Raw genomic sequence first — 26,144 nt, 5'->3', positions numbered from 1 at the left:
AACTAATTGGCGTGCCGCGCTGAACTTACTTACCTGGAATTATTTCTCTTTGTCTATTTGAAACATATTGAAAAAACAGGCGCTCGCTCAAATAAATATATAGCGCAGTTAGTTGCTGCCTGCACGTCAGCCTGAGCCATACAGAAAGGAGAATCTGTATGGCTAAAAATATACTTGGCGATAATTCCACAGGTGATGTTGTCATCACTCCAGGCTCTTCCGGTTCAAGCGGTGGCGGAGGAGGATTTTTCAGTATTGGCGGCGGTGGCGGCTTTGGCGGAGGCTTCGGAAGTTCCAGCCAACGCCGCCGGAAGAAGCGTGCCAGGGCGCGAGCCGCCGCTCTGGCGCAGGCAAAGGCTGCAGAGCAGGCACGTCAGGCCGCCGCTGCAGCGGCGCGTGCCGAAGCGATGGCGCAGGCGCATCGGCAGCGTGTCGATGCCTACAGTCAGGCCCGTGAGGGTCGGCGCACGCAGCTTGACGCGCACTTCACCGGCCAGGCCAAAGGCTTGGCGCAGGCACTTCAGAACGAAATCAATGCCGCGCGCAAAGTTCCGAATTACGACGGCAGCGAGCGCTGGCAGCTCTACCAGATCACCAAGGCGCGTAACGAAACCCTCGGCCTGATTGCCGCGAAGCAGCTCGAACGGGCGCAGCGTCAGGCCCTGGCCAATGCCTTCGCCGACGTTGGCATGGCGGCGGATGCCTACGCCAAGCGCCTGGCGAGTCTCACCTCCACTGAACAGATGCAGCAACTGCATCGCGATTGGGAAGCGGCCTACGTGGCGGCCCAGGATGCGCGGCTGCTGGGCACGGCAATCGAGCAGTTGACCCAGCGCGCTGCCGCACTGGCTGCCGAGCATGTGCAACAGGGGGCGCAATGGCGCGCCACAGAGGCCAGGTGGGCGCGTGAGCGTCAGTACGCCGAGCAACGGGAGGCGCGGGTTCGCTTCAAGCAGCAGGCGGACGAAGATCGGCGTCTGCAACGGCTGAAGGAGACCGCCACGCTTGCAGCACCGGTGGCGGCCGCGCCGGCGGGTGGGGTTCTGCTCAGCCAGGCGGGTGCGCAGGTTGCTGTGGACCTGGCGGCTGTCATAGGGCAAGCCATTACCGATGCTTTCAATGCGTCGTTGAGGGCCAGGTTGCTTGCGCTGCGGCGAGGTGGCATCACTGTCAATGCGATGCTGTACTCGCCCATCCTCGGCAATGGCGAGTTGACTGACGCACAGCGCAGGCGACACCTCGAAGGCCTGGGCGTTCGTGCCGATCTGCTGGGCGTGGCGCCGGGCCAGAATTTGCAGGCAATCGCGAACGCAGGTGGTTCGGCCCGTCTCAGCCATCGCATCAAGATCGAGCACCTGCCGGGCGGCAGTGCGATCGCGGTAACCAGCACCGGGGAAGAGGTCAAACCCGAAGTCCGGGTCAGGAATGGCATTTTCGACCCGGTCACCGAGACCTACCGGGTCGCAGCCGAAACCCCCACCGGTAAATCCATCGTGCTGGGCAGCGCCGCTGTGCCGGGGGAGGCTCCGGCGGGCGGCAGGATGCTGGCGCTGGTGCCGGAAGCGACCGCCATTGGCGCCGGTGTCGACCTGCGCTTCGATGACTGCATTGTCTGTATCCCCGGCCAGCCACCCCAGTACTTCTCGTTCACGGTACCGCCGGCGGGTACTGGCATCGTCAGCGGCAAAGGCCAGGTAGCCGATTCCAAGTGGTGGTCCGCCAGCGCTGCCGCAACGGGTGTGGCAGTGCCCGCTCAGGTCGGCAACCAGTTACGTGGCCGCGTGTTCACGGGCTTGCCCGCCTTCGAAAGTGCGGTATGGCGGGCAGTGGGGGCAGATCTGGGGCTGCTCGGGCAGTTCGACGAGCTGAATCAGCGACGCATCCTCAGCGGTTTCCCACCCATCGCCCCCAAGGCGAGCTGGCGCGGAGCACGACGCGAGTTCGAATTGCGCCATGCAGCACCAGCCGGTGTCGGTTCTGGGCTGTACAACCTCGATCAACTGCGTATCCACAAGCCTGCGAACACCCAGGGCGTCTTGACGGTCGTTCAGCCGTTCAAACCCTGGTTCGCCAGCAGCGTGGCCTTGGAATTCGATGCGTCGATCGTGCAGGGCCAGCCTCCGCGCACATGGACACCGCTGTCGGCACCTGGCGCCGAGTTGCTCGGGCCGACGCGTTTGCCGGAAGCACCGCCGCTGCCCGGCATCCTGCCCGGTGCGCCGGCAGATCCGGTGCTGCCAAGTTCTGAAATACTTCCTGGGGAGAACCCTGGCGGGACAGGGGCCATAATTCCTGGGTTTGGTGGCTCGGGCGATTTACCAGCACCGGGTCTAGTCAATAATGAACCAGCGGAGAATGGAGAAACGGGAAGTTATTATGACTTAGAGCGCCGCAGCATCAAGGATGATATGGATGTTGACCATATACCTGCGCAGGCGGCCCTTAAGCGGTGGTTTGAGAAGAACTACACTGATCTTTCACCTTATGAGATTAGCGCGTTAATTAAGCGTGCGCCCGCTGTGGTGATACCCACAAAAGTTCACCGGAAGTATAGTGAAACATACGGAGGGCGAAACACCAAGGCCAGGCAAGCTCGGGATGCTGCGGATTTGGTAGCGGCCGTAGCCAGCAATGTTGAGGCGTTGAGGCCGGGGTTGATTGAGAATGGTGTTACGACTGAAAGGGTCGAAGAAATAAAGGCAGAGCTTGTAGGTTTGCTCAAGCAGTATATTTTATAGGTGATATATGAGAGATGCTGTGAAAGTAGAAAGTTGGCTGGAAAGTATAGGTAAGACCCATGCTGTACTGGTTGAGCTTGGGCTTGATCCTGATCTTCGTCTTGTAAGGTTGTATCCAGGTGCAACAGAGCTTTACCTTGAGCCGGAAGCTGGGTTGAGTTACAGGTTTTACGCGAAAACCAAAGTGCTGAATGCGGTGATAGTGAGCATCGTCAAGCGGGTCGAGTCACAGCCTGAGTTCAAGGGAACTCTTTCGCAACCCTATGGTTGCCTGACAAAAAATGCGGTTCGGGAGGTATGGGGGAATCCCTTGAACGCCAAGGGACCATCGATGATGCCACAGCCAATAGGTAAAACTGGGGGGTGGGATCTATATGAACTTACCTCGCAAGGGTTTGATAATCTCGAACTCGTATTTCAATACACTTCGGAGTTAAGTGTTTCCGGTGTTGTTTTGAGGGCTAGGGACGATGAAGCTTGAAAATAAACTGTTTGATTATGATGAACGATCTTTCTTGGCTTTTGTACAGAAAATCTGGGATGTAGAGTCTGATAAAAATGAACACAGTCAGCTCATCGCCCATTTCGATAAGATAGCCGGCCACCCTGCCGGCAGTGATCTTCTGTTCTACTCACACGCCGATGAAAACGGCAGCACCAACTCCCCGGAATACATAGTCGCCACGATAAAATCCTGGCACCAGAAACAAGGCCGTGCGGCCTTCAAAGGCCAGACCCTGCAACCGCCACCAGCCAGGCAAACCCTCACCCCTGCGCAGCGGGCTAGCCAGTCTTCCACGCGCAACCTCGAGAAAGTGCGCAAACTGGTCGCCGACATCCAGGTGTCAGAGCAAGAAACCAAGCAAAAACTCGCTGCGCTGGAGCAGCAATTGGCCCGCAACCCCGCCGCCAGCGGCACGCCAGCACAGCAATTGGCCGCCAGCCTTGCTGCGTTGCGTGCTCTGGAATTGGCTCAGCACCAGGCCAAGCGTGCAGTCGATCAGCTCAAGCGCTTGCAGATGTCGGTCAAGTTGTCATTGGATGCCGCCAAGCGCGATGCCACCAGCCCATTTCTGAACGCCGCGACCCAGGCCATTGTGCTGCGGGAAATCACTGCAGGCAGCCAGCGACATGCTGCTGCCCTGGCTGCAGCGCAGGCGCGCCACCCCGCATTGTACGGGCGAGGCGTGAAGCTGATCGAAGGCCTGGAAGCGCGTGTTGCCCAGTTGGCCAAGGCCACCGCCGCCGGCCCAGGCCATGGTCCGCTGACGTTGATGGCTTCGGCCCATACGGCGAGTCTGCATCCGGCTTTGCTGACGGCCCAGGGCCTGAGCCGTGAGGTTGCCGAGCAACAGCATCATTTGATCCAGACCTTCCGTTCCGCCACGGCGGAGTTGGCGTGGCAGGCAACCTCGTTGCAAGGCGACCACCCAGGCACCTATGCCGATGTCGCTGAGTTCGTGCTGAGCACCCCAAGCGATGATCCACGGTTTGCCGTAACGGTGCCGCTGTATGAAATGTTCGACAGCGAGCCTATGGACTGGGCAGCCTTGGCAAAAGCGCGCGCCGAAGTAAGCCTGCCGGTGCGTCTGTGTTCTCAGGTCCGGGGTGCTGGCGCAGGCAGTGTAACGGGCGTCAAGCCATTTACGCGCTACTTGCACGTCGTCATGACTTCGACTCAGGGGGCCATCGTCCCTTCGCCTGTGCGGGTGCGGGCGGCACGCTGGGACAACGCGCGGCAAGCGTTTTTGTTCACCAGCGAGGGCAGGGCGCCGGTGACGGTGGTGTGGCAGAAAGGTGGCGTGCCCTACGCACGGAAGGATCTCTCGCGGCCCTCGAGCATAGGGTTCCTGAGCATGCCGAAGGTGCCGAAGATAGAGCGCTTCCCGACCTTGGCACAGGTGCAGTTTGACGACTACATCGTGGTGTTTGCGCCAGAGTCTGGCCTGGCGCCCTTGTACATCATGTTCAGGGATCGCCGTGAACTGTGAGGGTGGGTTGGTATTACTGGCCCTATCGCCGCGGTTCGTCGCCACGACAAGCCGGCTCCCACATGGACCGCGCAGATCTTCAGATCACTGCAGTACCTGTGGGAGCTGGCTTGCCGGCGATGAGGCCGGTACAGGCAGCGCGATAGGGCCAGAACAGCCACCTTCGAATCAGGTTCTGGCCGCGACATTACCAGCCAGCGGCTTTGCCTCGGCAGGCTCAGGCGATGGCTCAGGCACCGGATGATCGACGGCATTGGCGAAGGTCCCGTCGTTCTCGCCACGGAAGAAGTTCTTGCCGTAGATCAGCAGGCACAGCACCACGCCGATGGCGAATGCCCAGCTGGCGCCCTTGATCGCCAGCACCGCGCCGATGATGCCGGCGATACCCAGGTCACGCTGGCTGCGCGCTTCGAGCACACCCAGACGCACGCTCACATAACCCTGGATCAGCAAGGTAAGCGCCAGCGCCACTCCGAGAATCGGCTGCACCAGGGTGACCACGGGCAGCAACAGCAGCCCCGTGTTGGTACCCCAGCGGAACGAACCAACACCACCGATGATCGACTTCATCGCCCGTGGCCCGCCCTTGAAGCGTTCGATGACGACCACCAGCATCGCCGCCCACTTCGGCCCGCACATGGCCACGTCCGGGCCGAAGATGCTCATGAAGGCGTTGCGTCCGCCGAAGATCAGGTGCGCGCGGTCGGGGTTGTAATCCACGCGCTCGTCGGTACGGATCTGCTCGGCCTCATCCAGCAGCACCTTGGCGCTGAGCACGTCGCCGAAGACGATGATGTACACCGCCAGCACGGTCGGAATCGCCGAGATGAACATCGATAGCGGTGGCATCCCCAGGCCGAACACGGTGTAGTTGTTCCACAGGCCGACGAAGTCCGGCTTGCTGATGCCCCATTGGATGGTTGGCCATGGCGCTTCGTTGAACAGCGGGGCGACCACCACCGCCAGCAGGACGATCGGCAGGATCCCCAGTTTGGCGAAGTTCCACCAGAACGCGTTGCTTTGCTTGAGCCGGGCGAAGTGCTGGGAAAAGATCAGGTAGAACGCAAGGCCGATGGTGATGGAAATGGTCCAGGGCAGCACGTCGAACTTACCGCCTACCTGGAACACCGAGATCACCGCGCTAAGGCCGGCACCGACGATGATTCCCGACTTGATCGCCGAGGGCACGTAGGTGAATACCTTCTTCGCCATGCCAGTGGCCCCGAGCGCGATGGAGAACACCCCGAGCATCAGCTGGAAGGCAATTAGCGCATGCACCCGCTCCGGGCCCTCCGGGAAGGTAGCGCAGTAGGCCATCAGCAGCGGCACCGCCGGGGTGATCCAGCCGGGCACCGTGGGGTCGCCGAGCAGGTGATGGGTGAGGTACAGCAGGCCGTTGAGCATCACCACGGCCAGCGCCACTTCGAAGGGCATGCCCAACAGTTCGGTCATCAGTGGAATGGCGGCCAGGTCCACTGCGCACATCAGCAGGCCTTGCAGGTAATCGGGCAGTTCGAAACGGTAGTGGATGAAGGGCAGGCGGACCTTGAACGGGCCGAGCGGTATGTACGGGCTTTCCTGCCGCGCATCGTGGTTTGTGGACATGGGAGTACCTGTCTTGTTGGTCTTGTAGGTCGTGGTAAGCAGGCTGGGTCACAGTGCTGCGCGGTAGATCTGTTCGATGTCGCGGGCGCTGAGCTTGCGTGGGTTGTTGCGCATCAGGCGCTCGATCTTGCTGGCTTCCTCGGCCATCGTGCAGATGGCGTCTTCCGGGACATCGAAGCTGCGCAGGCCTTTGGGAATGTCCACGGCCTCGCACAGTTCAGCCATGGCCCGGACCGCGGCATCGGCGGCGTCCTTGTCGCTCAGGTGGGCAACGCGCACGCCCATGGCCTCGGCGATATCCCGCATGCGTTCGACGCAGGCCATCTTGTTCCACTGCATCACATGGGGCAGCAGCAGGGCGTTGCTCACCCCGTGGGCGATGTTGAAGCGCCCACCCAGCGGGTAGGCCAGCGCATGTACGGCGCCGACACCGGCGTTGCCGAAAGCCATCCCGCCCATCAGGCTGGCGGTGGCCATGTCTTCGCGGGCCTGCAGGTCGTCGGGGTTGGCATAGGCCTTGGGCAGGGCGCGGGCGATCAGCTTGATCGCGCCCAGGGCGATGGCGTCGGTGATCGGCGAACGGTTCACCGACAGATAGGCCTCGATTGCATGCACGAGCGCATCGACACCGCTGGCAGCGGTCACGGAACGCGGGCAGGTGCGGGTCATCAGTGGGCTGACCAGGGCTACATCTGGCAGCAGGTAGTCGCTGACGATGCCCTTTTTAAGTTGCGCTTGCTTGTCGGAGAAAATCGCCACGTTGGTGACTTCCGAACCGGTGCCGGCGGTGGTGGGGATGACCACCAGGGCTGGCCCTTTGCGCGGTACCAGGTCGACACCGAACAGTTCTGCCAGCGGGCCATCGTGGCCGGCGAAGGCGGCCACACCTTTGGCGATGTCGATGGCGCTGCCGCCACCCAGGCCGATCAGGCCGTCATGGCCGCCTTCGCGGAAGGCGCGGGTGCAGTCTTCGACGATGGCGATTTCGGGTTCTGGCTGGACTTTGTCGTAGATACCGTGCGCCAGCCCGTCGAGTCGCTCCACTGCCAGCGCCACGGTGCCTGAAGCAACCAGTACGGCATCGGTGACGATCAGCGGGTTGCGCACCTGAAGGCGGCGAAGTTCGGCGGCCAGTTGCTCGATGGCCGCCGGCCCGGTGAGAAGTTTGCTGGCAATCTTGAAGGCAGAAATGCTCATCGGCTCATCCTTTTATGGTTGTTGTGAGCTGGGGATGCCCAGGTATCAACAAAAGGCGTGCCAGATTCGTGAAAGGCCCATGATAGAGGGGTTTGACTAAGATTTTGCGGATTTTCTGCTTAAGTGGCGATCAGTATTTCAATCAGAAATGCCGTAACCGATCAGAAATCTAATCAGACCGCTCCCAGCGTTTCATCTTCTGCACAATCGTTGCCTGGCTGACCCCGAGTGCCTTGGCGGCCAGGCGAGTGGTGCGGTGGACCTGCATGGCGCGGCGTATCGCCTTGCGCTCGGCATTCTCGATGACCTGGCGCAGCGTCAGGCGGCTGTCGTCGGTGCTGCTGGTGGGCAAGTCGAGAATTTCCGCAGGCAGTTGCAGGGTTTCAATGGTGTCCCCGGGGCAGGTCACCACCAGGCGCTCGATCACGTTCATCAACTCGCGGATGTTGCCTGGCCAGCTGTAGTCGACCATCAGGTCGAGGGCTTCCAGGCTCAGTTGCACCTGGCGCCGGTACTGCTGATTGAAGCGGGCGAGGTAGTGCTGCAGCAGCGGGGCGATTTCTTCGCTGCGCTCGCGAAGGGCGGGGATATGAATGGGCACCACGTTGAGTCGGTAGTACAGGTCGGCGCGGAACAGCCCGTCGGCGACGCGCTGGCGCAGGTCGTGATGGGTGGCGCTGATGATGCGCACATCGACTTCCTTGAGCTCCAGCCCGCCCACGGCAATGAAGCGGTTTTCCTCGATGACCTTGAGCAGCTTTACCTGCAGCGGCAGCGGCAGGTCGCCGATTTCGTCGAGGAACAAGGTGCCATGGTTGGCCAGCTCCAGCAGCCCGCGCTTGCCCTTGGCCGCCGCGCCGGTAAAGGCGCCGGGCGCATAGCCGAACAGCTCGGCCTCGATGAGGTTCTCCGGCATGGCGCCGCAGTTGAGTGCAATGAAGGGCTCTTTGGCGCGGGGGCTGGCGTTGTGAATGTACTGGGCGACCAGCGATTTGCCGACGCCGGTCTCGCCTTGCAGCAGCACCTTGACCGGGCTGTCCGCCACTTGGCGGGCCTGGGCGAAGACACGCCCGGAGGCGGCCTGGTCTGCCACCAATGGTGACTGCAACAGCGCATCGTTCTGCCCGGCATGCAAACGTGCGGTGCTGCTGCGCAATTGCCGCAAGTGCTGCAGCTCGTCACGCTCGTGCTTCATGCGCAGCAGTTCGGTCATGTCGCGCACGGCGCTGACCACGTAGCTCACCCGTTTGTTGGCGAAAATCGGCGTCGCACTCACCAGCAGTTTCTTGCCGTTGCCCAGGCTCTGCATGACCGAGATCGGCATGCCTTGCTGCAACACACGCAAAGAGGCGGACTGTGAGATCACCCCGTCGCGGACCAGGTCATCCATGCGCCGGCCTACCAGTTGCGCGCTCTCAAGGCCGGTGAGCCGTTCATAGGCGCGGTTGACCAGCAAGGTCACGCCCTCGCCATCGGTGATGTAGACACCGTCGTGCAGAGCGTTCAGCAGTTCTTCGAAGTTGTTGTCGTTGACATTCATCGGCGGGGCCATCGAGCGCGAATACAGGCAATGGTGGTCAAGCCTCCAGGGGCATGACCGGGCAGGCGGCCAGTGTGCCACTTATTGCGTTTGCCCGCAGGGCCGGCACCCGGCGCTATCAATGCGTGCGGAAAAGCAGTTTTGACCCTGGCGCAAAGAGGGCTGAGCAGGCTGTATCGACCGCCCTGCGGGTACTGCCGTTGACCCGTTCGCATTCGTGACCGGCGTACAAAAAACATTTGCTGCCCTGGCTATTTTTCCGCCCTGCGCGCTTGCCAAGAATCCGCCTCACTGTCCAACACCCGAGGCGTGTCCCATGACCACTTTCAAACGTTTCCTTCTGATGTTCGTTGCCCTGACCACCCTGGCTACCCTGAGCGTGCAGGCTGAAGAGTCGTCGGCCTTCGTCAACCGTACTCATGCGCAGTCGCAAGGTGTGGCACCGACGGGGGACTCCAAGTGAAACACTCACGATCCGTCATCGCCTCGGCATTCGCCTTGACGCTGGCTGCCATTCTGGTCGGCTGCGGCCCCCAGGCACCAGCGAGCGCGGTGCCTGACGCGCCCCATGTGACGGTCAGCACACCGCTGAAATCGACCGTCAGTGACTGGGACACGTTCACCGGCCGTTTCGACGCCACCGACACCGTGCAAGTGCGCTCGCGTGTCAGCGGCTACCTCGAAAAGGTTGCGTTCCAGGACGGCGCCATAGTCAGAAAAGGCGACCTGCTGTTCGTCATTGACTCGCGCAGCTTCCAGGCTGCCGTCACCCAGGCCCAGGGCCAATTGGCCCAGGCCCGCTCGCAACTGGCGCTGGCTGAACAGGAGTACGCGCGGGCCAAGACGTTGATTGCCACCAAGGCCATCGCCCAGAGCCTCTACGACCAGCGTCAACAGGCGCGGGAGGCGGCGCGGGCACAGGTGCTCAGCGCCGAGGGCGTGCTGGCCAACGCGCGGCTGGACCTGGAGTTCACCCGTATCACCGCGCCCATGAGCGGGCGCATCAGCCGCAAGCTGATCAGTGAAGGCAACCTGGTCAATGGTGGTAGCAGCAATGCCACGCTGCTGACCACGATTGTTTCGCTCGACCCCATCGATATCTACTTCGACATCGACGAGCAGAGCTACTTGAAGTACCGCCAGCAGGCAAGTGCCGGCCTTGTCGGCAGCCAGGTGCGTATCGCTTTGCCTGGCCAGGCGCAACCCTCGCTGGCCGGGCGCATGGACTTCATCGACAACCGCCTCGATCCCTCCACCGGCACCTTGCGTCAGCGTGCCAGAGTGGCCAACCCGGACTTCGCCCTGAGCCCTGGCCAGTTCGGCCGTGTGCAGTTCTCTGCGCGCCCCGCCTACCAAGCGCTGTTGGTGCCGGACACCGCGGTAGGCATGGATGCCACGCGCAAGGTGCTGCATGTGCTCAATGTGCAGAACCGTGTGGAGCTGCGCCCGGTACAGCTGGGCAAGCTGCATGACGGCCTGCGCGAAATCGTCAGCGGCCTGCAGCCTGAGGATCGGGTGATCGTCGATGGCCTGCAGCGGGTGCGTCCCGGTGACACCGCCCTTGCTGAGTCGCATGAGCTGACCCGGGTGGCCGACACCCGGCAGGCAGGGGAGGCGGCGCTATGAACCTTGGCCGAGTTTCGATCGAACAACCGGTGCTGGCGATAGTGCTTTCGGTGGTGATGCTGATCGTCGGTGGCCTGGCCTACCTGGTGCTGCCGACATCCGAGTACCCAGATATCGCGCCGCCAACGGTGGTGGTGCAGGCGACCTATCCGGGGGCGTCGGCGCAGACCGTGGCCGAGACCCTGGCGATTCCGCTTGAGCAGGAGGTCAACGGCGTTGAGGACATGCTCTACATGTACAGCCAGGCCACCTCCGATGGCAGTCTGAACCTGACCGTGACCTTCAAGAGCGGTACCGACGTCGACAAGGCCCAGGTGCTGGTGCAGAACCGGGTCGCCCTGGCCACGCCACGCCTGCCGGAACCTGTGCAGCGCAGCGGTGTATCTGTGCGCAAGTCGTCGCCCACCCAGCTGTCGACCATCTTCATCTCCTCGCCCAAGGGCACCTACGACCAACTCTATGTGTCGAACTTCGCCATCCGCACCGTTGCCGATACGCTCAAGCGCATCGATGGCGTGGGTGACATCAACCCGCTGGGCGCCCGTGAATACTCCATGCGCATATGGCTCGACCCTGAGCGTGTGGCCGCCTTCAACCTGACACCCGCCGACATCATTGCCGCCGTGCGCTCGCAGAACACCCAGGTTGCCGGCGGTGTCATCGCCCAGCCACCGGTGGCGTCGCAGGCGTTCCAGCCGAACCTGATCTTCGAAGGCCGCCTGAAGGAACCGGCAGATTTCGACAACATCGTGCTCAAGTCGGGCGAGGGTGGTCGTCTGGTTCGCCTGAAGGATGTGGCGCGCACGGAGATTGCCGGCCTGGCCTATGTCAACAACACCTACTACCTGCGGCACCCGGCCATCGGCTTGCAGGTGCTGCAGCGTCCCGGCGCCAACGCCCTGGCGACCATGCAGACGGTGGAAAAGACCCTGCAGGCGCTGAGCAAGGAGTTTCCTGAGGGCATCGAATACAGCATCGGTTACAACCCCACTGCATTCATCGCCGACAGCATCGGCGAGCTGGGCAAGACCATCTATGAAGCGGTGGTGTTGGTGGTGCTGGTGGTGCTGGTGTTTCTACAAGGCTGGCGGCCGTCGATCATTCCGATCCTGGCCATTCCGGTATCGCTGGTGGGCACCTTCGCGGTGATGGCGCTGCTGGGCTACTCGATCAACAACCTGACCCTGTTCGGCCTGGTGCTGGCGGTCGGCATCGTGGTCGACAACGCCATCGTGGTGGTGGAGAACGTCGAGCGCCATCTGGCCGAAGGCAAGACCCCGCTGCAGGCGACCATCGTCACCATGCAGGAAATCGGCGGTGCGCTGGTGGCAATCACCTTGGTGCTTTGCGCGGTGTTCATTCCCACCGCGTTCATTCCGGGCATTTCCGGGGCGTTCTTCCGCCAGTTCGGTGTGACCATCGCAGTGGCCACGGCGATCTCGCTGTTCAACTCCCTGACCCTGTCGCCGGCCCTGGCGGCGATGATCCTGCGTCGTCATGGCGGCCACGCCCCCCAGCCTCACGGACTGATGGCACTGCCCCGGCGTGCCGCCGATGGGTTCAACCGCGGCTTCGCCCAGCTGTCGGCGGGCTATGCCCGCAGCGTTCGCGTGCTGGTGGCCAGAACCCCGCTGATGCTGGCGGTGTACGCCGTGCTGATCGCTGCCACTGCTTACTTGCTGGTGTCCACGCCCAAGGGTTTCATTCCCGCCCAGGACCGCGGTTACCTGGTGGTGATCGTGCAGCTGCCTGACGGTGCTTCGCTTGAGCGCACCAATGCCATCTCCCAGCAGATCGAGGCCATTGCCCTGCAAGTGCCGGGGGTGGATCGGGTACCGACGTTCTCGGGCTTCTCCATGGTCACCGGCAGCAACTCATCGAACTCGGCGGGCTTGGCCCCGGTGTTCGAGCCATGGTCCAAGCGCAAGTTGCAGGGGCTGACCGCCGAGCGCATCGCCGCCGACCTGCGTGAGCGGTTGAAGGTGGTCAGCGGTGCCTCGGTAATTGTTGCCATGCCACCACCGGTTCAGGGCCTGGGCAGCACGGGTGGTTTTTCCATGCGCCTGCAAGACCGCGCCGGGCTGGGCAGCGAAGTACTGGCCAAGGCGACCGCCGAACTGATCGCCGCCGCCAATGCCACGCCTGGCATGACCGGGGTCTACTCGCCGTTTTCCGCCGACACGCCACAGGTATTCGTCGAGCTGGACCGCGAGCGCGCCGAAATGCTTGGGGTGTCCAACAGCCAGATCAACCAGGCCATCGAAACCTACTTCGGCTCCACTTACATCAACGACTTCAACCTGGTCGGGCGTACTTACCGGGTGACGGCCCAGGCCGACTTGCCCTATCGCGTCACGCCGCAGGACCTGGCCAGGGTCAAGGTGCGCAACGCTGACGGGCAGATGGTGCCGCTGGCCAGCGTCACCCAGTTGCGTGAAAGCCTCGGGGTCGAGCGCTTCCCGCGCTACAACCTGTACCCGACCGCTGAAATCAACGGCGACACCTTGCCGGGGCTGGGCTCGACCTATGCCATCGAGACCATGGAGCGCCTGGCGCAGGAGCACCTGCCAGCGGGTATCGGGTACCAGTGGACCGACCTGAGCTACCAGCAGACCACTGCCGGGAATGTGGGCCTGCTGGTCTTCCCGTTGTGCGTGGTGTTCGTCTACCTGGTGCTGGCGGCGCAGTACGGCAGCTGGAGCCTTCCGCTGGCAATCCTGCTGATTGTGCCGATGTGTCTGCTGGCCGCAGTCGGCGGTGTGCGGCTGATGGGGCAGGACATCAACATCCTGACGCAGATCGGCTTCATCGTGCTGGTGGGCCTGGCGGCGAAGAACGCCATTTTGATCGTCGAGGTGGCTCGCCAGCTGGAGAAAGAAGGGCAGGGCATCGTCGAGGCGGTGGTGGAGGCTTGTCGTCTGCGCCTGCGGCCGATCCTGATGACCTCGCTGGCCTTCATCCTCGGTGTACTGCCGCTGGTGCTGTCGGAAGGGGCGGGTTCGGAGATGCGCCTGGCAGTGGGTTCGGGGGTGTTCTTCGGAATGATCGGCGTGACCCTGTTCGGCCTGATGTTCACGCCGGTTTTCTATGTGCTGATGCGCCGGTTGGCCGGTGCTCGGCAGGCCTCTGCGGTACAGGAGCAACTGCAATGAACCTTCGTCTACCTGTGTTGGCGTTCAGCGCCGCGCTGCTCGCCGCGTGTGCCGCGCCCACCCTGCCACCGCCCAGCGACGAGCCGCCCGCGCAGTTCGTCAACGCACTGCCGGGTGGTACCCATGCGGTCACGGAGCAGTGGTGGCGTGGCTATCAGGACCCTGTGCTGGACCGCCTGGTCCAGCGTGCCCTGGCCGAGAACCTCGACCTGCGCATCGCGCTGACGCGAATCGACGCCGCCCGCGCCCTGCGCGATGTTGCCGGTGCCGCCGGCAGCCCCACGCTCGACCTTCAAGCCGGCGCGGCTCGCCAGCGCACGTCGGCGTACCAGACCGGCTTTACCGAGGCGGTGATCGACGAGCCGGTCTCGCTTGGCCTGGGCGCTAGCTGGGAGGTCGATTTGTTCGGCCGTATACGCGAAGGGGTGCGTGCAGGCGATGCGGCGCTGCTGGCCAGCGAAGAACAGGCCCGCGCCGTGCGCGTGGCACTGGTGGGCGAGGTGGTACAGGCCTATGCCCAGGCGCGTGGCCTTGAGCAACGCCTGGCGCTGGTGCGTGAGAGCGCCGCCAGCCAGACCGAGACCGTGCAATTGACCGAGCAGTTGTATGCCGCTGGCAGCAGCCCTGAAGCGGACCTGCTGCGTGCGCGTACCCAGGCCGACAGCACCTCGGCGCGGGTACCGGAGTTGCAGTTGCAATGGCAGCGTGCCGTGCACCGGCTGTCGGTGGTGCTGGCGATGCCCGGCGAGACGCTGTACGGCCTGTTGCGCGAAAGCCCGGCGGCAGTGGCCGAGGTGGCGCTGCAGGATGCCGGCACCCCGGCAGACCTGCTGCGCCGTCGCCCGGACGTCCGGGCGGTAGAGGCGCGGGTGATTGCCGCCTATGCGCGCCTGGGCGTGGCCAAGGCCGAGCTGATGCCACGCCTGAGCCTGTCGGCGGCACTGGGTTCGCTGATCGACGGCATGAGTGCGGCGAACCTTGCCAGCTCGACCTTCTGGCTGGCGGGCGTGAATGCCAGTGCGCCTCTGTTCGATGGTGGGCGGCGCAAGGCCCAGGTGGCCCTGCGTGACGCCCAGGCCCAGGAAGCGTTGCTGGCGTATCGGCGGACGGTGCTGGAGGCCGTGGCGGAGGTGGAGTCGTCATTGGCTGCGGCCCGGCGCAATGGCGAGCGTCAGGTGTTGCTCGTACGGGCCGCGCAGCAGGCCGATTTGGCGCTGCAGCAGATCCGCCGTTCATGGCAAGCCGGCGAGGCGCCGTTCCTCGACGTGCTGGAGGCCCAGCGCAGCCACCTCGATGCGCAGGATGCGCTGGCGCGAGTGAGGACCGCGCAGTGGCAGAACCAGGCTGTGCTGGTGAGTGCACTGGGTGGGTGAGCGGCTATGTCGATTGTTGCCTGGGTCGCAAAACTGACAGCTTTATACATCATATATTTTGCATGAATCCTTGTTTAATAAGGCTAATTGCCTGTTAACGGATGCTTAGCAAAGAAAAAATAAATATGATATATCATGCTTCCGCAGCGGAACCGAGCTGTTCGACCCGCTGAGCCGTCCTGAAAGCAACAACAAAAAAAGCCCTGAACACAGGGCGAGGATGATTCCCATGCAAGCAGTGCTATGCGTATTGCCATGCCATTGCCGGAGGCGAGGATGACCCAGATCTTCGCCGCCCCCGGCCGTTACATTCAGGGTTACCAGGAGCTGCAGCGCCTGTACCGGCATATCGCCTGGTTCGGCCAACGCTTTCTGGTGATCACCACGCAGGGCCGCCTGGAAAGCCTGCGTCAGACCCTGGCCCTGAGTTTCGACAGCCCCGACCTGAGCCTGCATTACGCCGTCTTCGACGGTGAGGTCACCCGTGCCGAAGTCCAGCGTCTGCATCAGTTGCAGCAGACGTTGGCGTGCGACGGGGTGATCGGCGTCGGCGGCGGCAAAGTGCTCGACGCCGCCAAGGCGGTGGCCGCCCGCGCCCGGCTGCCGTTGTGCATCGTGCCCACGGTTGTTTCCAACGACGCGCCGACCAGCGCGTTGTCGGTGCTCTACCACGCCGAGGGTGGCTTCGATGATGTTCTGTTCCATGAACGCAGCCCCGATGTGGTGGTGGTCGACACCCATGTCATTGCCCAGGCGCCGGTACGCCTGCTGGTGGCCGGCATCGGCGATGCCCTGGCCACCTACTACGAAGCACGCACTTGTGTGCAAGGCCAGCACGACAACTTCCTTGGCTTGGCGGGCGGCGGCCTGCAATCGACCGCAGGTGGCGGCAAGCCGACCCTGACGTCCATGGCCATCGCCGAGCTATGCCACCGCGTGTTGTGCGAGGACGCAGTACAGGCCGTGCGAGCCTGCGAACGCAACGTGGTGACCAAAGCCTTGAACCGGGTGATCGAGGCCAACGCCTTGATGAGCGGCATCGGTTTCGAAAGCAATGGCGTGGCCAGCGCCCATGCCGTGTATTGCGGCTTCAGCGAACTGGGCGTACGGGCCACGGCGTTCCATGGTGAGTATGTGGCCTTCGGCACCGTAGTGATGCTGGTGCTCGAAGGCGCACCGGCCCAGGAACTGGACGCATTGCTGCGCCTGTGCCTGGCGGTTGGCCTGCCGGTGTGCCTGGCCGACCTTGGCCTGGCCGACATCAGCGACCACGAGTTGCAGCGGGTGGCCGAAGTCGCCGCTTCGCCGCAGCAGACCAGCCGTGTCGAACCCTTCGAGGTGACCACTTGGGAAATGCGGGCTGCCCTGCTGGCGGCCAGCGACCTGGGCGAATTCTACAAGAAAGGCGGATCGGTCCTGACCACATCGGGTGGCCAGTGTCCCGCATCGGCCACGAGCAGAGGATGAGTGGGATGAAAGCATTTCAGGCAAGCCTGCCGGTCAAACTGGATTTCGAGGTTGGCGCGATCCGGCGCATGGGTGAGCGGGTGGCGCCCTATGGCAACAAAGTGCTGTTGATGATCGACCCGTTTCTGCAGGGCAGTGCGCTGGAGGCGCAGGTGCTTGGCAGCCTGGCCGAGTACGGAATCGAAGCGGTAACGTTCCATGACATCGTCCCTAACCCTCGGCACACCACCATCGACCGTGCCGTGACGCTGGTGCACGACACCGGCTGCCAGGCCGTGGTGGCCATTGGCGGCGGCAGCGCCATCGACTCGGCCAAGGCGGTGGCTTTCGTCGCCGTGCACGGTGGCAAGTGCTGGGACTACACCGAGCGCCTGGGTGAGGCGGTGACACGCCCGCAAACTCGCGGCTTGCCGCTGCTGGTGGTACCGACCACCTCCGGCACTGGCACCGAGGCCACGCCGTTCGCGGTCATCAACAACCCCGAGTTGGGCCTCAAATGCGCCATCGTCAACCCCAACATCTACCCCGATGTGGCGTTGATCGACCCGCAGGTTCTGGTGTCCAAACCACCACGCCTGACCGCGTTGACCGCCGTCGACACCTTCTGCCATGCGCTGGAGGCGTTCATCAGCATTCACGCCACGCCCTGGGTGGAAATGGTTGCGCTGGAGTCCATCCGCCTGTTCGCCGACAACGCCCTGTGCTGCGTCGAGCAGGGGGGCAACCTGGAGGCGAGGGCGCGCATGGCCTTTGCCTCGACCCTGGGCGGCATGGCGATTGCCGGTGCTGGGGTGACCGTGTCCCACGCCCTCGGCCAGCCGCTCGGGGCGATGACCGATGCGCCGCACGGCGGCACCGTGGCGGCCAGCACGCCCCAGGTGATCCGCTGGACCCTGCCGGTGGCCGAAGACAAGTTCGCCCGCGTCGCCGCGATCCTCGACCCGGACACCCTGGCCCTGTCGGTGGCCGAGCGCGCCGCCCGCCTGCCCGATATCGTCAGTGCTCGTTTCGCCCGCCTGGGCATTCGCGACACCTTCGGCAGCTATGGCCTCAAGCCCGAACAGGTCGACGCTTTCGCCCAGCTGGTGTGGACCAGCTTCAACCAGGACCTGGCCTGCCACCCCAAACCCATTCGCGACCAGCAGGAGGTAGCCGAAATCGTCAGGCAGTGCCTGTAGCGCGCTGCCCCAGTGGCTTTCACAGGTTCAGCGTTGAAGCTGTGAAAGCTGCGGGCCTGCGATGGCCCGCGCAGCGGCCTCTGGCAAGCCCAATCCGCCCCTCGAATCACTGAACAACAACCACAAAAAACAGTTTCGGGAACACCTCAACATGCCAAGAACCACTTTGCTTGGGCTCAGCCTGCTGGGCGCCTGTGCCTTGCCCTGTGCCCACGCCCAGAGTTATTCGCCCGACCAATTCCTGCTCGGCGACTGGAGCGGTGAGCGCACCCGCCTGCATGAGCAGGGCGTGGACTTTCAGTTCACCTACGTCAACGAACTGGCTTACAACACCCAAGGCGGCGATAGCCACAAGGGCACCTACAGCGACCAGTTGATGGCCGACGCGCGCTTCGACCTGCAGCGTCTGTTCGGCTGGCAAGGCGCGGCGTTTCGTATCACCTTCAGCAATCGCAACGGCCAGAGCCTGACCCAGGAGGCCAACACCGGCACACTCCTGGCGGCCCAGGAAATCTACGGCTACGGCAGCGTCACGCGGCTGGTGCAGTTGTATTACCAACAGGCCCTGCTCGACGAGCGTCTGTTGCTCAAGGTCGGCAGGTTGCCCATGAGCGGGGAAGTGTTCCCGTTTTCCTGCACCTTCCAGAACCTGACCTTCTGCGGCACGGTGCCCGGGTACATCACCCCCAACTGGTTCACCTGGCCTGTCAGCCAGTGGGGAGCGGCGTTGCAGGCGCAACTGGCCGATGACTGGTGGCTGAACACTGCGATCTATCAGGTCAACCCGCGTTTCACCGAGAACAGCCAAGGCCTGAATTTTGGCAGCCCTTCGGGCACGACAGGGCACCTGGCCGTCGGCGAGCTGGCCTGGAAACCGCTGCTGGCCGGGTTGCCGGGCAGTTACCGGGTGGGTGTGTGGCGCAACACCGGTGATTTCGACGATATCTACCAGGACGTCGATGGACAGCCGATCGGCCTGACCGGCAATGCACCCGAGCATCACGACCAGGCCCACGGCTGGTACGCCATGGCCCAGCAGCGGGTCTATTCGGCCGCGGCCGACCCGGCGCGGGGCCTGACCCTGTTCGCCAACTTCATCCAGTCCGACCGTGATGTCTCGGCCATTGAACGGGTCTGGCACCTGGGGGCATTTATCAGCGGCCCATTCGCCGCTCGCCCGCAGGATGAAATCGGCGTGGCGCTTGGGCGCCTTGAAGTCAACCCGCGCTCGGCGCGGCGTGCCCAGCAATCCGGCACCACCGACCAGCGTGCCGACGTCGAGTATCCGCTCGAAGTGTATTACGGGGTGCGCCTGACCCCGGCGCTGACCGTGCGGCCGAACGTGCAATACACCCGCAACCCTGGCGGCTTCGACCACGACCGCAGCGTGGTGGTGTGGGGCTTGAAGACCGAGGTGAGTTTCTAGCGGCGATGCCGGTGCCTTCGGGCCGACGTGTCGTCATTTTAATGATGCATCATGTATGAAGGAGCTATTCATGAGCCTTGCCAACTTTGTAGACCTCAGCGCTGTTCAGCAACAGGTAGCCAAGCTCGCCTTGCCGAGCCAGGCCTTCGTCGACGGGCGTTTCGTCGATGCCCTGAGCGGGCAGACCTTCGCCAATGTCTCGCCTCGTGACGGTCGGGTGCTGAACCAGGTTGCTTCGTGCCAGGCCGAGGACGTTGACCTGGCGGTAAAGGCCGCGCGTCGGGCGTTCGACGATGGTGTCTGGTCGCGCCGCACACCCAAGGAGCGCAAGCAGGTGATGCTGCGTTTCGCCGCGCTGTTCGAGCAACACATGGATGAACTGGCGCTGCTGGAAACCCTCGACATGGGCAAGCCGATCAGCGAAAGCGCAGGCTTCGATGTGCATGCCGTGCACGACTGCCTGCAGTGGTACGCCGAAAGCTGCGACAAGCTTTACGACGAAGTCGCGCCCTCCGGCCCTTCGGCGCTGGGCCTGGTAACCCGTGAAGCCATCGGGGTGGTTGGCGCGGTGACGCCGTGGAACTTCCCCATGTTGATGGCCATGTGGAAGGTCGCCCCGGCCTTGGCCATGGGCAACTCGGTGGTGCTCAAGCCTGCTGAACAGTCGCCGTTGACTGCCTTGCGCCTGGCAGCACTGGCCGCCGAGGCCGGCATTCCGGCCGGGGTGTTCAACGTGCTTCCGGGGTTCGGGCCCACTGCCGGCAAGGCGCTGGGCCTGCACATGGACGTCGACACGCTGGTGTTCACCGGCTCTGGCGAGGTGGGCAAATTGTTCCTGCAGTACGCCGGCCAGTCCAACATGAAACGAGTCTGGCTGGAGTGCGGTGGCAAGACGCCGAACATCATCCTCGACGACTGCCGTGACCTGGAGAAAGCCGCCACCACCGCAGCGCGTTCGATGTTCTTCAACCAGGGCGAGGTTTGCGTGGCGCCGTCCCGACTGATTGTCGAGGCTGGCATTCGCGGCGAGTTCGTCGCCGAAGTGCTCAAGGTGGCGCGTGGTATCACCACCGGCGACCCACTGGACCCGACCACGCAGTTGGGGGCGATGGTCGACCATGGCCAGCTTGAACGGGTGCTTGGCTACATCGACAAAGGTGTTCAGGAAGGCGCTCGGTTGATTCTCGGTGGCGAGCGGGTCAGCCATGGCCTGGGCGCGGAGGGCTTCTACCTGCCGCCCACCATCTTCGACGAGGTCAGCAACGACATGACCATCGCCCGCGAAGAAATCTTCGGCCCGGTGCTGTCGGTGATCACCGCCCGCGACCACCTCGATGCGCTGCGTATTGCCAACGACACACACTATGGCCTGGCGGCCAGCCTGTGGACCCGTGACCTGTCCCGTGCCCACCAGATGGCGCGCGGCCTGCGGGCGGGCAGCGTGTGGGTCAACTGCTTCGATGGCGGCGACATCAGCATGCCCTTCGGCGGCTTCAAGCAGTCCGGCAATGGCCGTGACCGCTCGCTGCATGCGCTGGACAAGTACTCCGAGCTCAAGTCCACCTGGATCGAACTCTGACCCCCGCACCCCGGCAACCTGGAGAACAACAACATGAAAAACATTGTTGCCCGTCGCCTCTGCGCCGCCGCGCTGGCCTGCCTGCTCGCCGGCACGGCTAACGCCGAGGCGCGTCATCCGCTGTACCAGTTGATTCCCAACACGGCGCTGTCCGGCCTGGTCGACCCGCAGATGCCCGACCGAGCGGCCATCGACAAGGCCCTGCCGATGAAGAAGAAGGGCCAACGCCTGCGCATCGGCTGGAGCGAGATCACCCTTGGCAACCCATGGTTCGTGTCGATGATCGATGATGCCCGCACCCTGGCCGACCGCTATGGTTATGACCTGCAGGTGCAAGTGGCTGACAGCGACGTGGCCCGGCAAAGCGCACAGGTCGACAACTTCATCACCATGGGCGTGGATGTGATCGTTATCGACCCCACCGACATTCTCGGTACCGTCGCCGACGTGGAGCGCGCGGTGGCCGCCGGGATTCCGGTGATCACCGTCGGTACCGCCCCCGACGCCCGTGCACCGGTGGTGACCACCAGCACGGGCAACCCCTACGGCAGCGGGGTGGAGGCGGGGCGCTACATTGTCGAACACACCGACCCAGGCAGCGAGATCAACGCCGCCATGGTCATTGGTGTGATGGGCAATTCCACTTCCGAAAGCCGGCTCAACGGCATGATTTCCGGGATCGTTCAGGCTCGTGCTGAGCAGCGCAAGCTGGGGTTGTCGAAGGAAGATGCCTGGCTCAAGGGCTTCGAGCTGTTCCAGCAGGTCAAGGCCAAAGGCAGCTTCAACTGGCCGGAAGGCGGCTTCAACGTACTGGCCTGGGGGCGCGGCGATTGGACCGAGGAAGGTGGCCTGGCCGCCACCGAGGACATCCTCTCGGCCCATGGTGAGCGTTTGAACCTGATTCTGGCGGAGAACGACTTCATTGCCATCGGGGCCATCAACGCCTTGGAGAATGCCGGCAAAACCCAGCAGATAAGGGTGGCGTCCGGGGCCGGCAGCTTCAAGGTCGCCCTCGACTTGATCCGCCAGGGCAAGCTGATGGTCAGCACCGCCAACAGTGGCTCGCAGACCGGCCTGGCTGCGGTGGAGCTGATTCACCAGATCGTCGACCAGGGGCTTGAGGCCAACAACCTGCCGTTGGCTTCGTACTTCCCGGTGGAGCTGATCACCCCGGCCAATGTCGAGCACTTCGTTGCTTTGGAAGGCGCCCCCGCCAGCGCCGACCGGGTGCCGCCATTCCGCTCCATCGAGCAGCTCAAGGCCGCTGTGCGCTGAGCCAGCCGTAGCGGCGCCGCCCGTCCAGGGGGCGCCGCCTTGCAGAGGGATTATTCATGAATGCATCCAACAAGACCGCCGTGGAGTTGCGTGACATCCACAAGGCCTTCGGTGGCATCAGTGCGCTCAGCGGTGCAAGTTTCAGTGCGCGTCGCGGTGAGGTGCACGCGCTGATGGGGGAGAACGGCGCGGGTAAATCGACGCTGATGAAGGTGCTGGCGGGTGCTTACCTGCGTGATGCCGGCCAAGTGCTGCTCGATGAGCGCCCGGTGAGCATCGAGCGCCCGGCCGATGCCCTGAGCCTGGGCGTATCGGTGATCTACCAGGAGTTTGCCCTGGCCCCGCATTTGTCGGTGGCCGAGAACATCTGTATCGATGACCTCGGCCACGGCCGTGGCTGGGTGCGCCGCACGGCGCTGCGCGACAAGGCGCGGGCGGTGCTGGCCGAACTTGGCTTCGGCGAGATCGACGTGGCGCAGCCGGTGGGAAACCTGCCGGTCGCCCACCAGCAAGCGGTGGAAATTGCCAAGGCACTGTCGCGCAACGCTTCGGTGCTGGTGTTCGACGAACCGACCGCAGTGCTGACTGCCCATGAGACCGAGCAACTGTTCCGCATTCTTGAAGAGCTGCGGCGCAAGGGGGTCTGCATCATCTACGTGTCACACCGCATGGACGAAATCTTCCGCATCTGCGACCGCGCCACCGTACTCAAGGACGGGCGCACCGTCGGCACCGTAGCCCTGGCGGACATCGACCAGCGGGGGCTGGTGCGGATGATGATCGGCCGTGAGCTGTCCGACCTGTTTCCGCCACGGCAGGCCAGCCTGGGTGAGGTGCGTTTGCAGGTGGAGGGGTTGTGCGCGGGGGCCCTGGTGCGTGACGTGGGCTTTACCGTGCGGGCGGGTGAGGTACTGGGTTTTGGCGGTTTGGTCGGTTCCGGGCGTACCGAGACCATGCGCGCCCTGTTTGGCGCCGACCCGGCCAGTGCGGGCAGCATCCGCCTGGATGGCCGGGCATTGCGCAACCGCAGCCCGCGCGAGGCGATCGGCAACGGCATCGGCCTGCTGCCCGAAGATCGCAAGCAGCAAGGCGTCTTGCTGGAGATGTCGATTCGCGTCAACGCCGCGCTGCGTCCCGGCTCGCCCTACATCGGCCGTGGCGGCTGGATCGACGGCGCTCGCGAGCGGGCCGGGGTCGAAGCGCTGCGCCGACAGCTGCGGCTGAAAACCGGCTCGATCGAACAGGCGGTGGGGGACCTGTCCGGTGGCAACCAGCAGAAGGTGGCACTGATGAAATGGGTCGACGCTGGCTGCAGGGTGCTGATTCTCGACGAGCCGACCCGGGGTGTGGACATCGGTGCGCGTATCGAGATCTACCGGGTAATCAATGAACTGGCCGAGGCAGGCGTGGCGATCGTGCTGGTGTCCTCGGAAATGACCGAATTGATCGGCATGTGCGACCGGGTCCTGGTGATGCGCGATGGCGCTGTTGCCGGCGAGCTGCGCGGCGCCGCGATCGAAGAACACGCAATGATCTGTCTGGCGATGGGAGTGGAACAACATGCATGACAACCTGAGTAAGCTCACGGTCGAAAATTTGCCCGGCGAACCTGGCAAGGACAGGCGTCTGGATTGGCGCCGGGCATTTTTGCGGCATAACGCACTGGTCATGCTGCTGGTGCTGGTCGTGGTGGCCAGCAGCCTGTCGGCGGACTTCTTCACCTGGCAGAACCTGGGCAACCTGCTGCGCCAACTGACCCCGCTGATGCTGGTGAGTATCGGCATGCTCATCGTCATCCTCACCGCTGGCATCGACCTGTCGGTGGCTTCCGTGGCGGCGGTGGGCGGCATCGTCGTGGCCATGAGCCTGAACGTGCTGCCGGTCACAGGCACGGGCGGCCTGCTGCTGGCGCTGGCCATCGCAGTGGCGTCAGGCGTACTCATGGGGCTGGTGACCGGCACTTTCGTTGCCTACCTGCGCATGGCGCCGTTCATTGCCACCCTGGCGATGATGACCATGGCACGTGGGCTGGCGTTCATGCTGTCCAACGGGCAGCCACAACGGTTGGCCGATGACCAGCCCGCTGCCGCCTTGTTGCGCGATTTTGGGCGCTTGGCCGACCCGTTGTTCGGGGTGCCATGGCCGGTGTGGCTGGCGCTGTGGGTGGTCGTCGGGTTCGCCCTGGTGCTGCGCTACAACGCCTTTGGCCGTTTGATCGTGGCCAGCGGCAGCAACGAGACCGCCGTGCGTCTGGCCGGTATTGCCGTGGAGCGCTACAAACTGGCGGCCTATGCCCTCTGCGGCGGCCTCAGCGCCCTGGCCGGGGTGGTGATTGCCTCGCGATCCGGGGTGGCCACGCCCAACGCCGGGTTGGCCCTCGAACTGGACGCCATCGCCGCCTGTGTGATTGGCGGGGCGCTGTTGTCGGGCGGCAAGGGCAGCCTGTTTTACACCGTGGTAGGCGTCCTGGTGCTGGGGTTGATCGGCAATATCATGAACCTGCTCAGCGTGCCGGCCTACCCGCAGCAGGTCATCAAGGGCGCGATCATCGTGGTTGCGGTGCTGTTGCAGGGCATCGGCCGGCGCGATGCGCGTATTTGAGGGGCAGGCGCGAATTGAACGGAGGCGGGGGTGCCGCGAGCACGCCCGTTCGATTGCGTGTCTGGGCTGTGACGATGCTGCTCAGGCAGCAAAGCCGAACAGCAGCAACGCAGCCACGCCAAGGCCAAGCGCTATCGAACACCCGCCCAGCGAGAGCGCCGCGCGACCTTGCCGATACCAGCCGTCATGCCCGAGTTCACGCGCCGGTGCCAAAAGGCTGCGCCAGCACAGTTCGGTATCGTGGAAGGCCTGCAAATGTGCAGGGTCGGCGTCGAGCCAACGGCGGAAATCAATGCGTTCGCAGGCGCTTACCTGTGGGGTCTGCAGGCGCACATACCAGTGCCCAGCAATGCTTGCCAGTTCGTCGCCCTGGGGACGTGCGGTCTGCAGTGCCTGCTTCATGTGTCGCTCGACGCTGGTCAGTGGCAGGCCGAGGCGGGCGGCGATGCCGGCGAAATCGAGCTGGTCGAGACGATTGAGCAGGAAGACTTGTTGCACGCGTCGCGGCAGGCGCTTCAGGCCATGCAGAAGGGCATCGTCGGCGGGCGCATCGACGGCGTGTGGGCCGTGTTCAAGGGGCAGCAGCAAACGGCTCATGGACGGCTCCTTGCTCAAGAGGGGAAGGGGTGGGGGCATCTTCCTTGATGCGAAATCAGAGTATTCGAAACGAGATTGATTCTCAAGTGCTGATTCCGCAAACTTTTGTAATGAGCGTTCACGGTCTGAAACATTTTTGCTATCATGCCGGCCATTCAACGATCTTCATTAGCCTGAAGAGCCAAAAAAAAGACCCGGCAAAAAGCCGGGTCAAAAACCGTGATTAGCCTGATGAGGAGATAATCTGAGAGCGACCTAAGCTCCAGGTTATCCAGCAGATCTCGCGATCAGCTGAGTGCAATAATAATCGTTATCATTTGCCAGTCAAATGAATTTTCACTTATCCGGTAAAAAAGTTTTACCGGTGCGCTCCTGGTCCCGGCAATCGGGGCCTTTGCCGTGACGTGGCTATCACGTTTCTCCCTACCTCATCCGAGGCTAAAGGCCTGTCTGCACCGCGCGCTTGTGTTCTAGCAGCGCCCTGGCCATGTCCATCATGTGCATCAATGCGAACGTCAACTCCCGCTGGGTGCCTTGCTGGTGCTGGGCGGTTTCCTGAGCCGTGGCCGCTGCGCAGCGCAGCAGGGCGATGGCGTGTTCCTGTGCCTGTTCGCCCGTGACGCCCTCGTGCAAGGTCCAGATCTTGTTCTGGGCACTAGGGCGCGTGGGGTTGGGATTCAGGTAGTAGTCGAGCGCACGACGGGCGGCTTCGCTGTCGAGATCTGTTTCGTCTTTTTTCGTTGGTTTCATCGCGATACCTTTTGATTTCCCTTCAAACACACTGAAATCACAGGATAGG

At 63.3% G+C, this 26,144-nt stretch carries 19 protein-coding genes; 14 read left to right on the top strand and 5 right to left on the bottom strand.

Going from position 1 to position 26,144, the window contains the following annotated elements; translation table 11 throughout:
• Positions 1–158 precede the first annotated feature (158 nt).
• Genes PspTeo4_RS10970 through PspTeo4_RS10960 form a run of 3 tightly spaced genes read left to right on the top strand, consistent with a single transcriptional unit; the run spans position 159 to position 4,729 of the window.
• Complete coding sequence (locus PspTeo4_RS10970) at positions 159–2,738, top strand: S-type pyocin domain-containing protein (RefSeq protein WP_322363764.1); 2,580 nt, start codon at positions 159–161, stop codon at positions 2,736–2,738.
• Between the two features lie 19 nt (positions 2,739–2,757).
• Positions 2,758–3,219, top strand: coding sequence for a hypothetical protein (locus PspTeo4_RS10965; protein WP_322363763.1), 462 nt, complete (start codon positions 2,758–2,760; stop codon positions 3,217–3,219).
• Positions 3,209–4,729 (top strand): S-type pyocin domain-containing protein, encoded by a 1,521-nt coding sequence (locus PspTeo4_RS10960; protein WP_322363762.1) that lies wholly within the window; start codon positions 3,209–3,211, stop codon positions 4,727–4,729. Before PspTeo4_RS10965 ends, PspTeo4_RS10960 begins: the two co-directional genes overlap by 11 nt.
• Positions 4,730–4,897: 168 nt before the next feature.
• On the opposite strand, the gene PspTeo4_RS10955 is transcribed toward PspTeo4_RS10960, so the two are convergent.
• The 3 genes from PspTeo4_RS10955 to PspTeo4_RS10945 all read right to left on the bottom strand — a co-directional run bounded on the left by PspTeo4_RS10955 (position 4,898) and on the right by PspTeo4_RS10945 (position 9,071).
• On the bottom strand, positions 4,898–6,334 hold the full coding sequence (locus PspTeo4_RS10955; RefSeq protein WP_322363761.1) for a hypothetical protein: 1,437 nt from the start codon (positions 6,332–6,334) through the stop codon (positions 4,898–4,900).
• A gap of 48 nt (positions 6,335–6,382) precedes the next feature.
• Positions 6,383–7,531 carry an iron-containing alcohol dehydrogenase gene (locus tag PspTeo4_RS10950; RefSeq protein WP_322363760.1) on the bottom strand — a complete coding sequence of 383 codons (1,149 nt, stop codon included), beginning with the start codon at positions 7,529–7,531 and terminating at the stop codon, positions 6,383–6,385.
• A gap of 169 nt (positions 7,532–7,700) precedes the next feature.
• Positions 7,701–9,071, bottom strand: a complete 1,371-nt coding sequence (locus tag PspTeo4_RS10945) for a sigma-54 interaction domain-containing protein (RefSeq protein ID WP_322363759.1) — start codon at positions 9,069–9,071, stop codon at positions 7,701–7,703.
• Positions 9,072–9,387: 316 nt separating this feature from the next.
• Here PspTeo4_RS10945 and PspTeo4_RS10940 point away from each other — a divergent pair, with 316 nt between their 5' ends.
• The 11 genes from PspTeo4_RS10940 to PspTeo4_RS10890 all read left to right on the top strand — a co-directional run bounded on the left by PspTeo4_RS10940 (position 9,388) and on the right by PspTeo4_RS10890 (position 24,748).
• Entirely contained in the window at positions 9,388–9,534 is a 147-nt protein-coding gene (locus PspTeo4_RS10940) for a hypothetical protein (protein WP_322363758.1), read from the top strand.
• On the top strand, positions 9,531–10,697 hold the full coding sequence (locus PspTeo4_RS10935) for an efflux RND transporter periplasmic adaptor subunit (protein ID WP_322363757.1): 1,167 nt from the start codon (positions 9,531–9,533) through the stop codon (positions 10,695–10,697). Before PspTeo4_RS10940 ends, PspTeo4_RS10935 begins: the two co-directional genes overlap by 4 nt.
• Positions 10,694–13,849: a multidrug efflux RND transporter permease subunit gene (locus PspTeo4_RS10930; RefSeq protein ID WP_322363756.1), complete on the top strand. Its 3,156-nt coding sequence runs from the start codon at positions 10,694–10,696 to the stop codon at positions 13,847–13,849. Before PspTeo4_RS10935 ends, PspTeo4_RS10930 begins: the two co-directional genes overlap by 4 nt.
• On the top strand, positions 13,846–15,222 hold the full coding sequence (locus PspTeo4_RS10925; RefSeq protein WP_322363755.1) for an efflux transporter outer membrane subunit: 1,377 nt from the start codon (positions 13,846–13,848) through the stop codon (positions 15,220–15,222). Before PspTeo4_RS10930 ends, PspTeo4_RS10925 begins: the two co-directional genes overlap by 4 nt.
• Positions 15,223–15,498: 276 nt before the next feature.
• Positions 15,499–16,689 carry a glycerol dehydrogenase gene (locus PspTeo4_RS10920; RefSeq protein ID WP_322363754.1) on the top strand — a complete coding sequence of 397 codons (1,191 nt, stop codon included), beginning with the start codon at positions 15,499–15,501 and terminating at the stop codon, positions 16,687–16,689.
• 5 nt (positions 16,690–16,694) lie between these two features.
• Complete coding sequence (locus tag PspTeo4_RS10915; RefSeq protein WP_322363753.1) at positions 16,695–17,867, top strand: iron-containing alcohol dehydrogenase; 1,173 nt, start codon at positions 16,695–16,697, stop codon at positions 17,865–17,867.
• A gap of 151 nt (positions 17,868–18,018) precedes the next feature.
• Entirely contained in the window at positions 18,019–19,293 is a 1,275-nt protein-coding gene (locus PspTeo4_RS10910; RefSeq protein ID WP_322363752.1) for a carbohydrate porin, read from the top strand.
• A 70-nt stretch (positions 19,294–19,363) separates the two neighbouring features.
• The gene (locus PspTeo4_RS10905) at positions 19,364–20,872 is read left to right on the top strand and encodes an aldehyde dehydrogenase (protein WP_322363751.1); all 1,509 of its coding nucleotides are present in this window, start codon (positions 19,364–19,366) and stop codon (positions 20,870–20,872) included.
• Positions 20,873–20,905: 33 nt separating this feature from the next.
• Complete coding sequence (locus PspTeo4_RS10900; RefSeq protein WP_322363749.1) at positions 20,906–22,147, top strand: sugar ABC transporter substrate-binding protein; 1,242 nt, start codon at positions 20,906–20,908, stop codon at positions 22,145–22,147.
• A 56-nt stretch (positions 22,148–22,203) separates the two neighbouring features.
• On the top strand, positions 22,204–23,715 hold the full coding sequence (locus tag PspTeo4_RS10895; RefSeq protein ID WP_322363748.1) for a sugar ABC transporter ATP-binding protein: 1,512 nt from the start codon (positions 22,204–22,206) through the stop codon (positions 23,713–23,715).
• A complete protein-coding gene (locus PspTeo4_RS10890; protein ID WP_322363747.1) occupies positions 23,708–24,748 on the top strand; it encodes an ABC transporter permease in 1,041 nt (346 codons plus the stop codon). Before PspTeo4_RS10895 ends, PspTeo4_RS10890 begins: the two co-directional genes overlap by 8 nt.
• A gap of 81 nt (positions 24,749–24,829) precedes the next feature.
• On the opposite strand, the gene PspTeo4_RS10885 is transcribed toward PspTeo4_RS10890, so the two are convergent.
• Positions 24,830–25,345: a DUF4880 domain-containing protein gene (locus PspTeo4_RS10885; protein WP_322363746.1), complete on the bottom strand. Its 516-nt coding sequence runs from the start codon at positions 25,343–25,345 to the stop codon at positions 24,830–24,832.
• Between the two features lie 438 nt (positions 25,346–25,783).
• On the bottom strand, positions 25,784–26,095 hold the full coding sequence (locus PspTeo4_RS10880) for a DUF6124 family protein (protein ID WP_322363745.1): 312 nt from the start codon (positions 26,093–26,095) through the stop codon (positions 25,784–25,786).
• Between the last annotated feature and the right edge of the window lie 49 nt (positions 26,096–26,144).

Origin of the sequence: Pseudomonas sp. Teo4 (genome assembly GCF_034387475.1) — a bacterium.
Taxonomy (GTDB): domain Bacteria; phylum Pseudomonadota; class Gammaproteobacteria; order Pseudomonadales; family Pseudomonadaceae; genus Aquipseudomonas.
Note: the sequence above shows the minus strand (reverse complement) of the source record. Positions and strands in the feature narration are given on the sequence as shown.

Bases quoted from the DNA above. Each gene is read 5' to 3' on its own strand.
- PspTeo4_RS10880 (WP_322363745.1), bottom strand. From the start codon at position 26,095: ATGAAACCAACGAAAAAAGACGAAACAGATCTCGACAGCGAAGCCGCC.
- PspTeo4_RS10885 (WP_322363746.1), bottom strand. From the start codon at position 25,345: ATGAGCCGTTTGCTGCTGCCCCTTGAACACGGCCCACACGCCGTCGAT.
- PspTeo4_RS10910 (WP_322363752.1), top strand. From the start codon at position 18,019: ATGCCAAGAACCACTTTGCTTGGGCTCAGCCTGCTGGGCGCCTGTGCC.
- PspTeo4_RS10925 (WP_322363755.1), top strand. From the start codon at position 13,846: ATGAACCTTCGTCTACCTGTGTTGGCGTTCAGCGCCGCGCTGCTCGCC.
- PspTeo4_RS10920 (WP_322363754.1), top strand. From the start codon at position 15,499: ATGACCCAGATCTTCGCCGCCCCCGGCCGTTACATTCAGGGTTACCAG.
- PspTeo4_RS10905 (WP_322363751.1), top strand. From the start codon at position 19,364: ATGAGCCTTGCCAACTTTGTAGACCTCAGCGCTGTTCAGCAACAGGTA.
- PspTeo4_RS10950 (WP_322363760.1), bottom strand. From the start codon at position 7,531: ATGAGCATTTCTGCCTTCAAGATTGCCAGCAAACTTCTCACCGGGCCG.
- PspTeo4_RS10940 (WP_322363758.1), top strand. From the start codon at position 9,388: ATGACCACTTTCAAACGTTTCCTTCTGATGTTCGTTGCCCTGACCACC.
- PspTeo4_RS10945 (WP_322363759.1), bottom strand. From the start codon at position 9,071: ATGAATGTCAACGACAACAACTTCGAAGAACTGCTGAACGCTCTGCAC.
- PspTeo4_RS10900 (WP_322363749.1), top strand. From the start codon at position 20,906: ATGAAAAACATTGTTGCCCGTCGCCTCTGCGCCGCCGCGCTGGCCTGC.
- PspTeo4_RS10955 (WP_322363761.1), bottom strand. From the start codon at position 6,334: ATGTCCACAAACCACGATGCGCGGCAGGAAAGCCCGTACATACCGCTC.
- PspTeo4_RS10960 (WP_322363762.1), top strand. From the start codon at position 3,209: ATGAAGCTTGAAAATAAACTGTTTGATTATGATGAACGATCTTTCTTG.
- PspTeo4_RS10890 (WP_322363747.1), top strand. From the start codon at position 23,708: ATGCATGACAACCTGAGTAAGCTCACGGTCGAAAATTTGCCCGGCGAA.
- PspTeo4_RS10970 (WP_322363764.1), top strand. From the start codon at position 159: ATGGCTAAAAATATACTTGGCGATAATTCCACAGGTGATGTTGTCATC.
- PspTeo4_RS10930 (WP_322363756.1), top strand. From the start codon at position 10,694: ATGAACCTTGGCCGAGTTTCGATCGAACAACCGGTGCTGGCGATAGTG.
- PspTeo4_RS10915 (WP_322363753.1), top strand. From the start codon at position 16,695: ATGAAAGCATTTCAGGCAAGCCTGCCGGTCAAACTGGATTTCGAGGTT.
- PspTeo4_RS10895 (WP_322363748.1), top strand. From the start codon at position 22,204: ATGAATGCATCCAACAAGACCGCCGTGGAGTTGCGTGACATCCACAAG.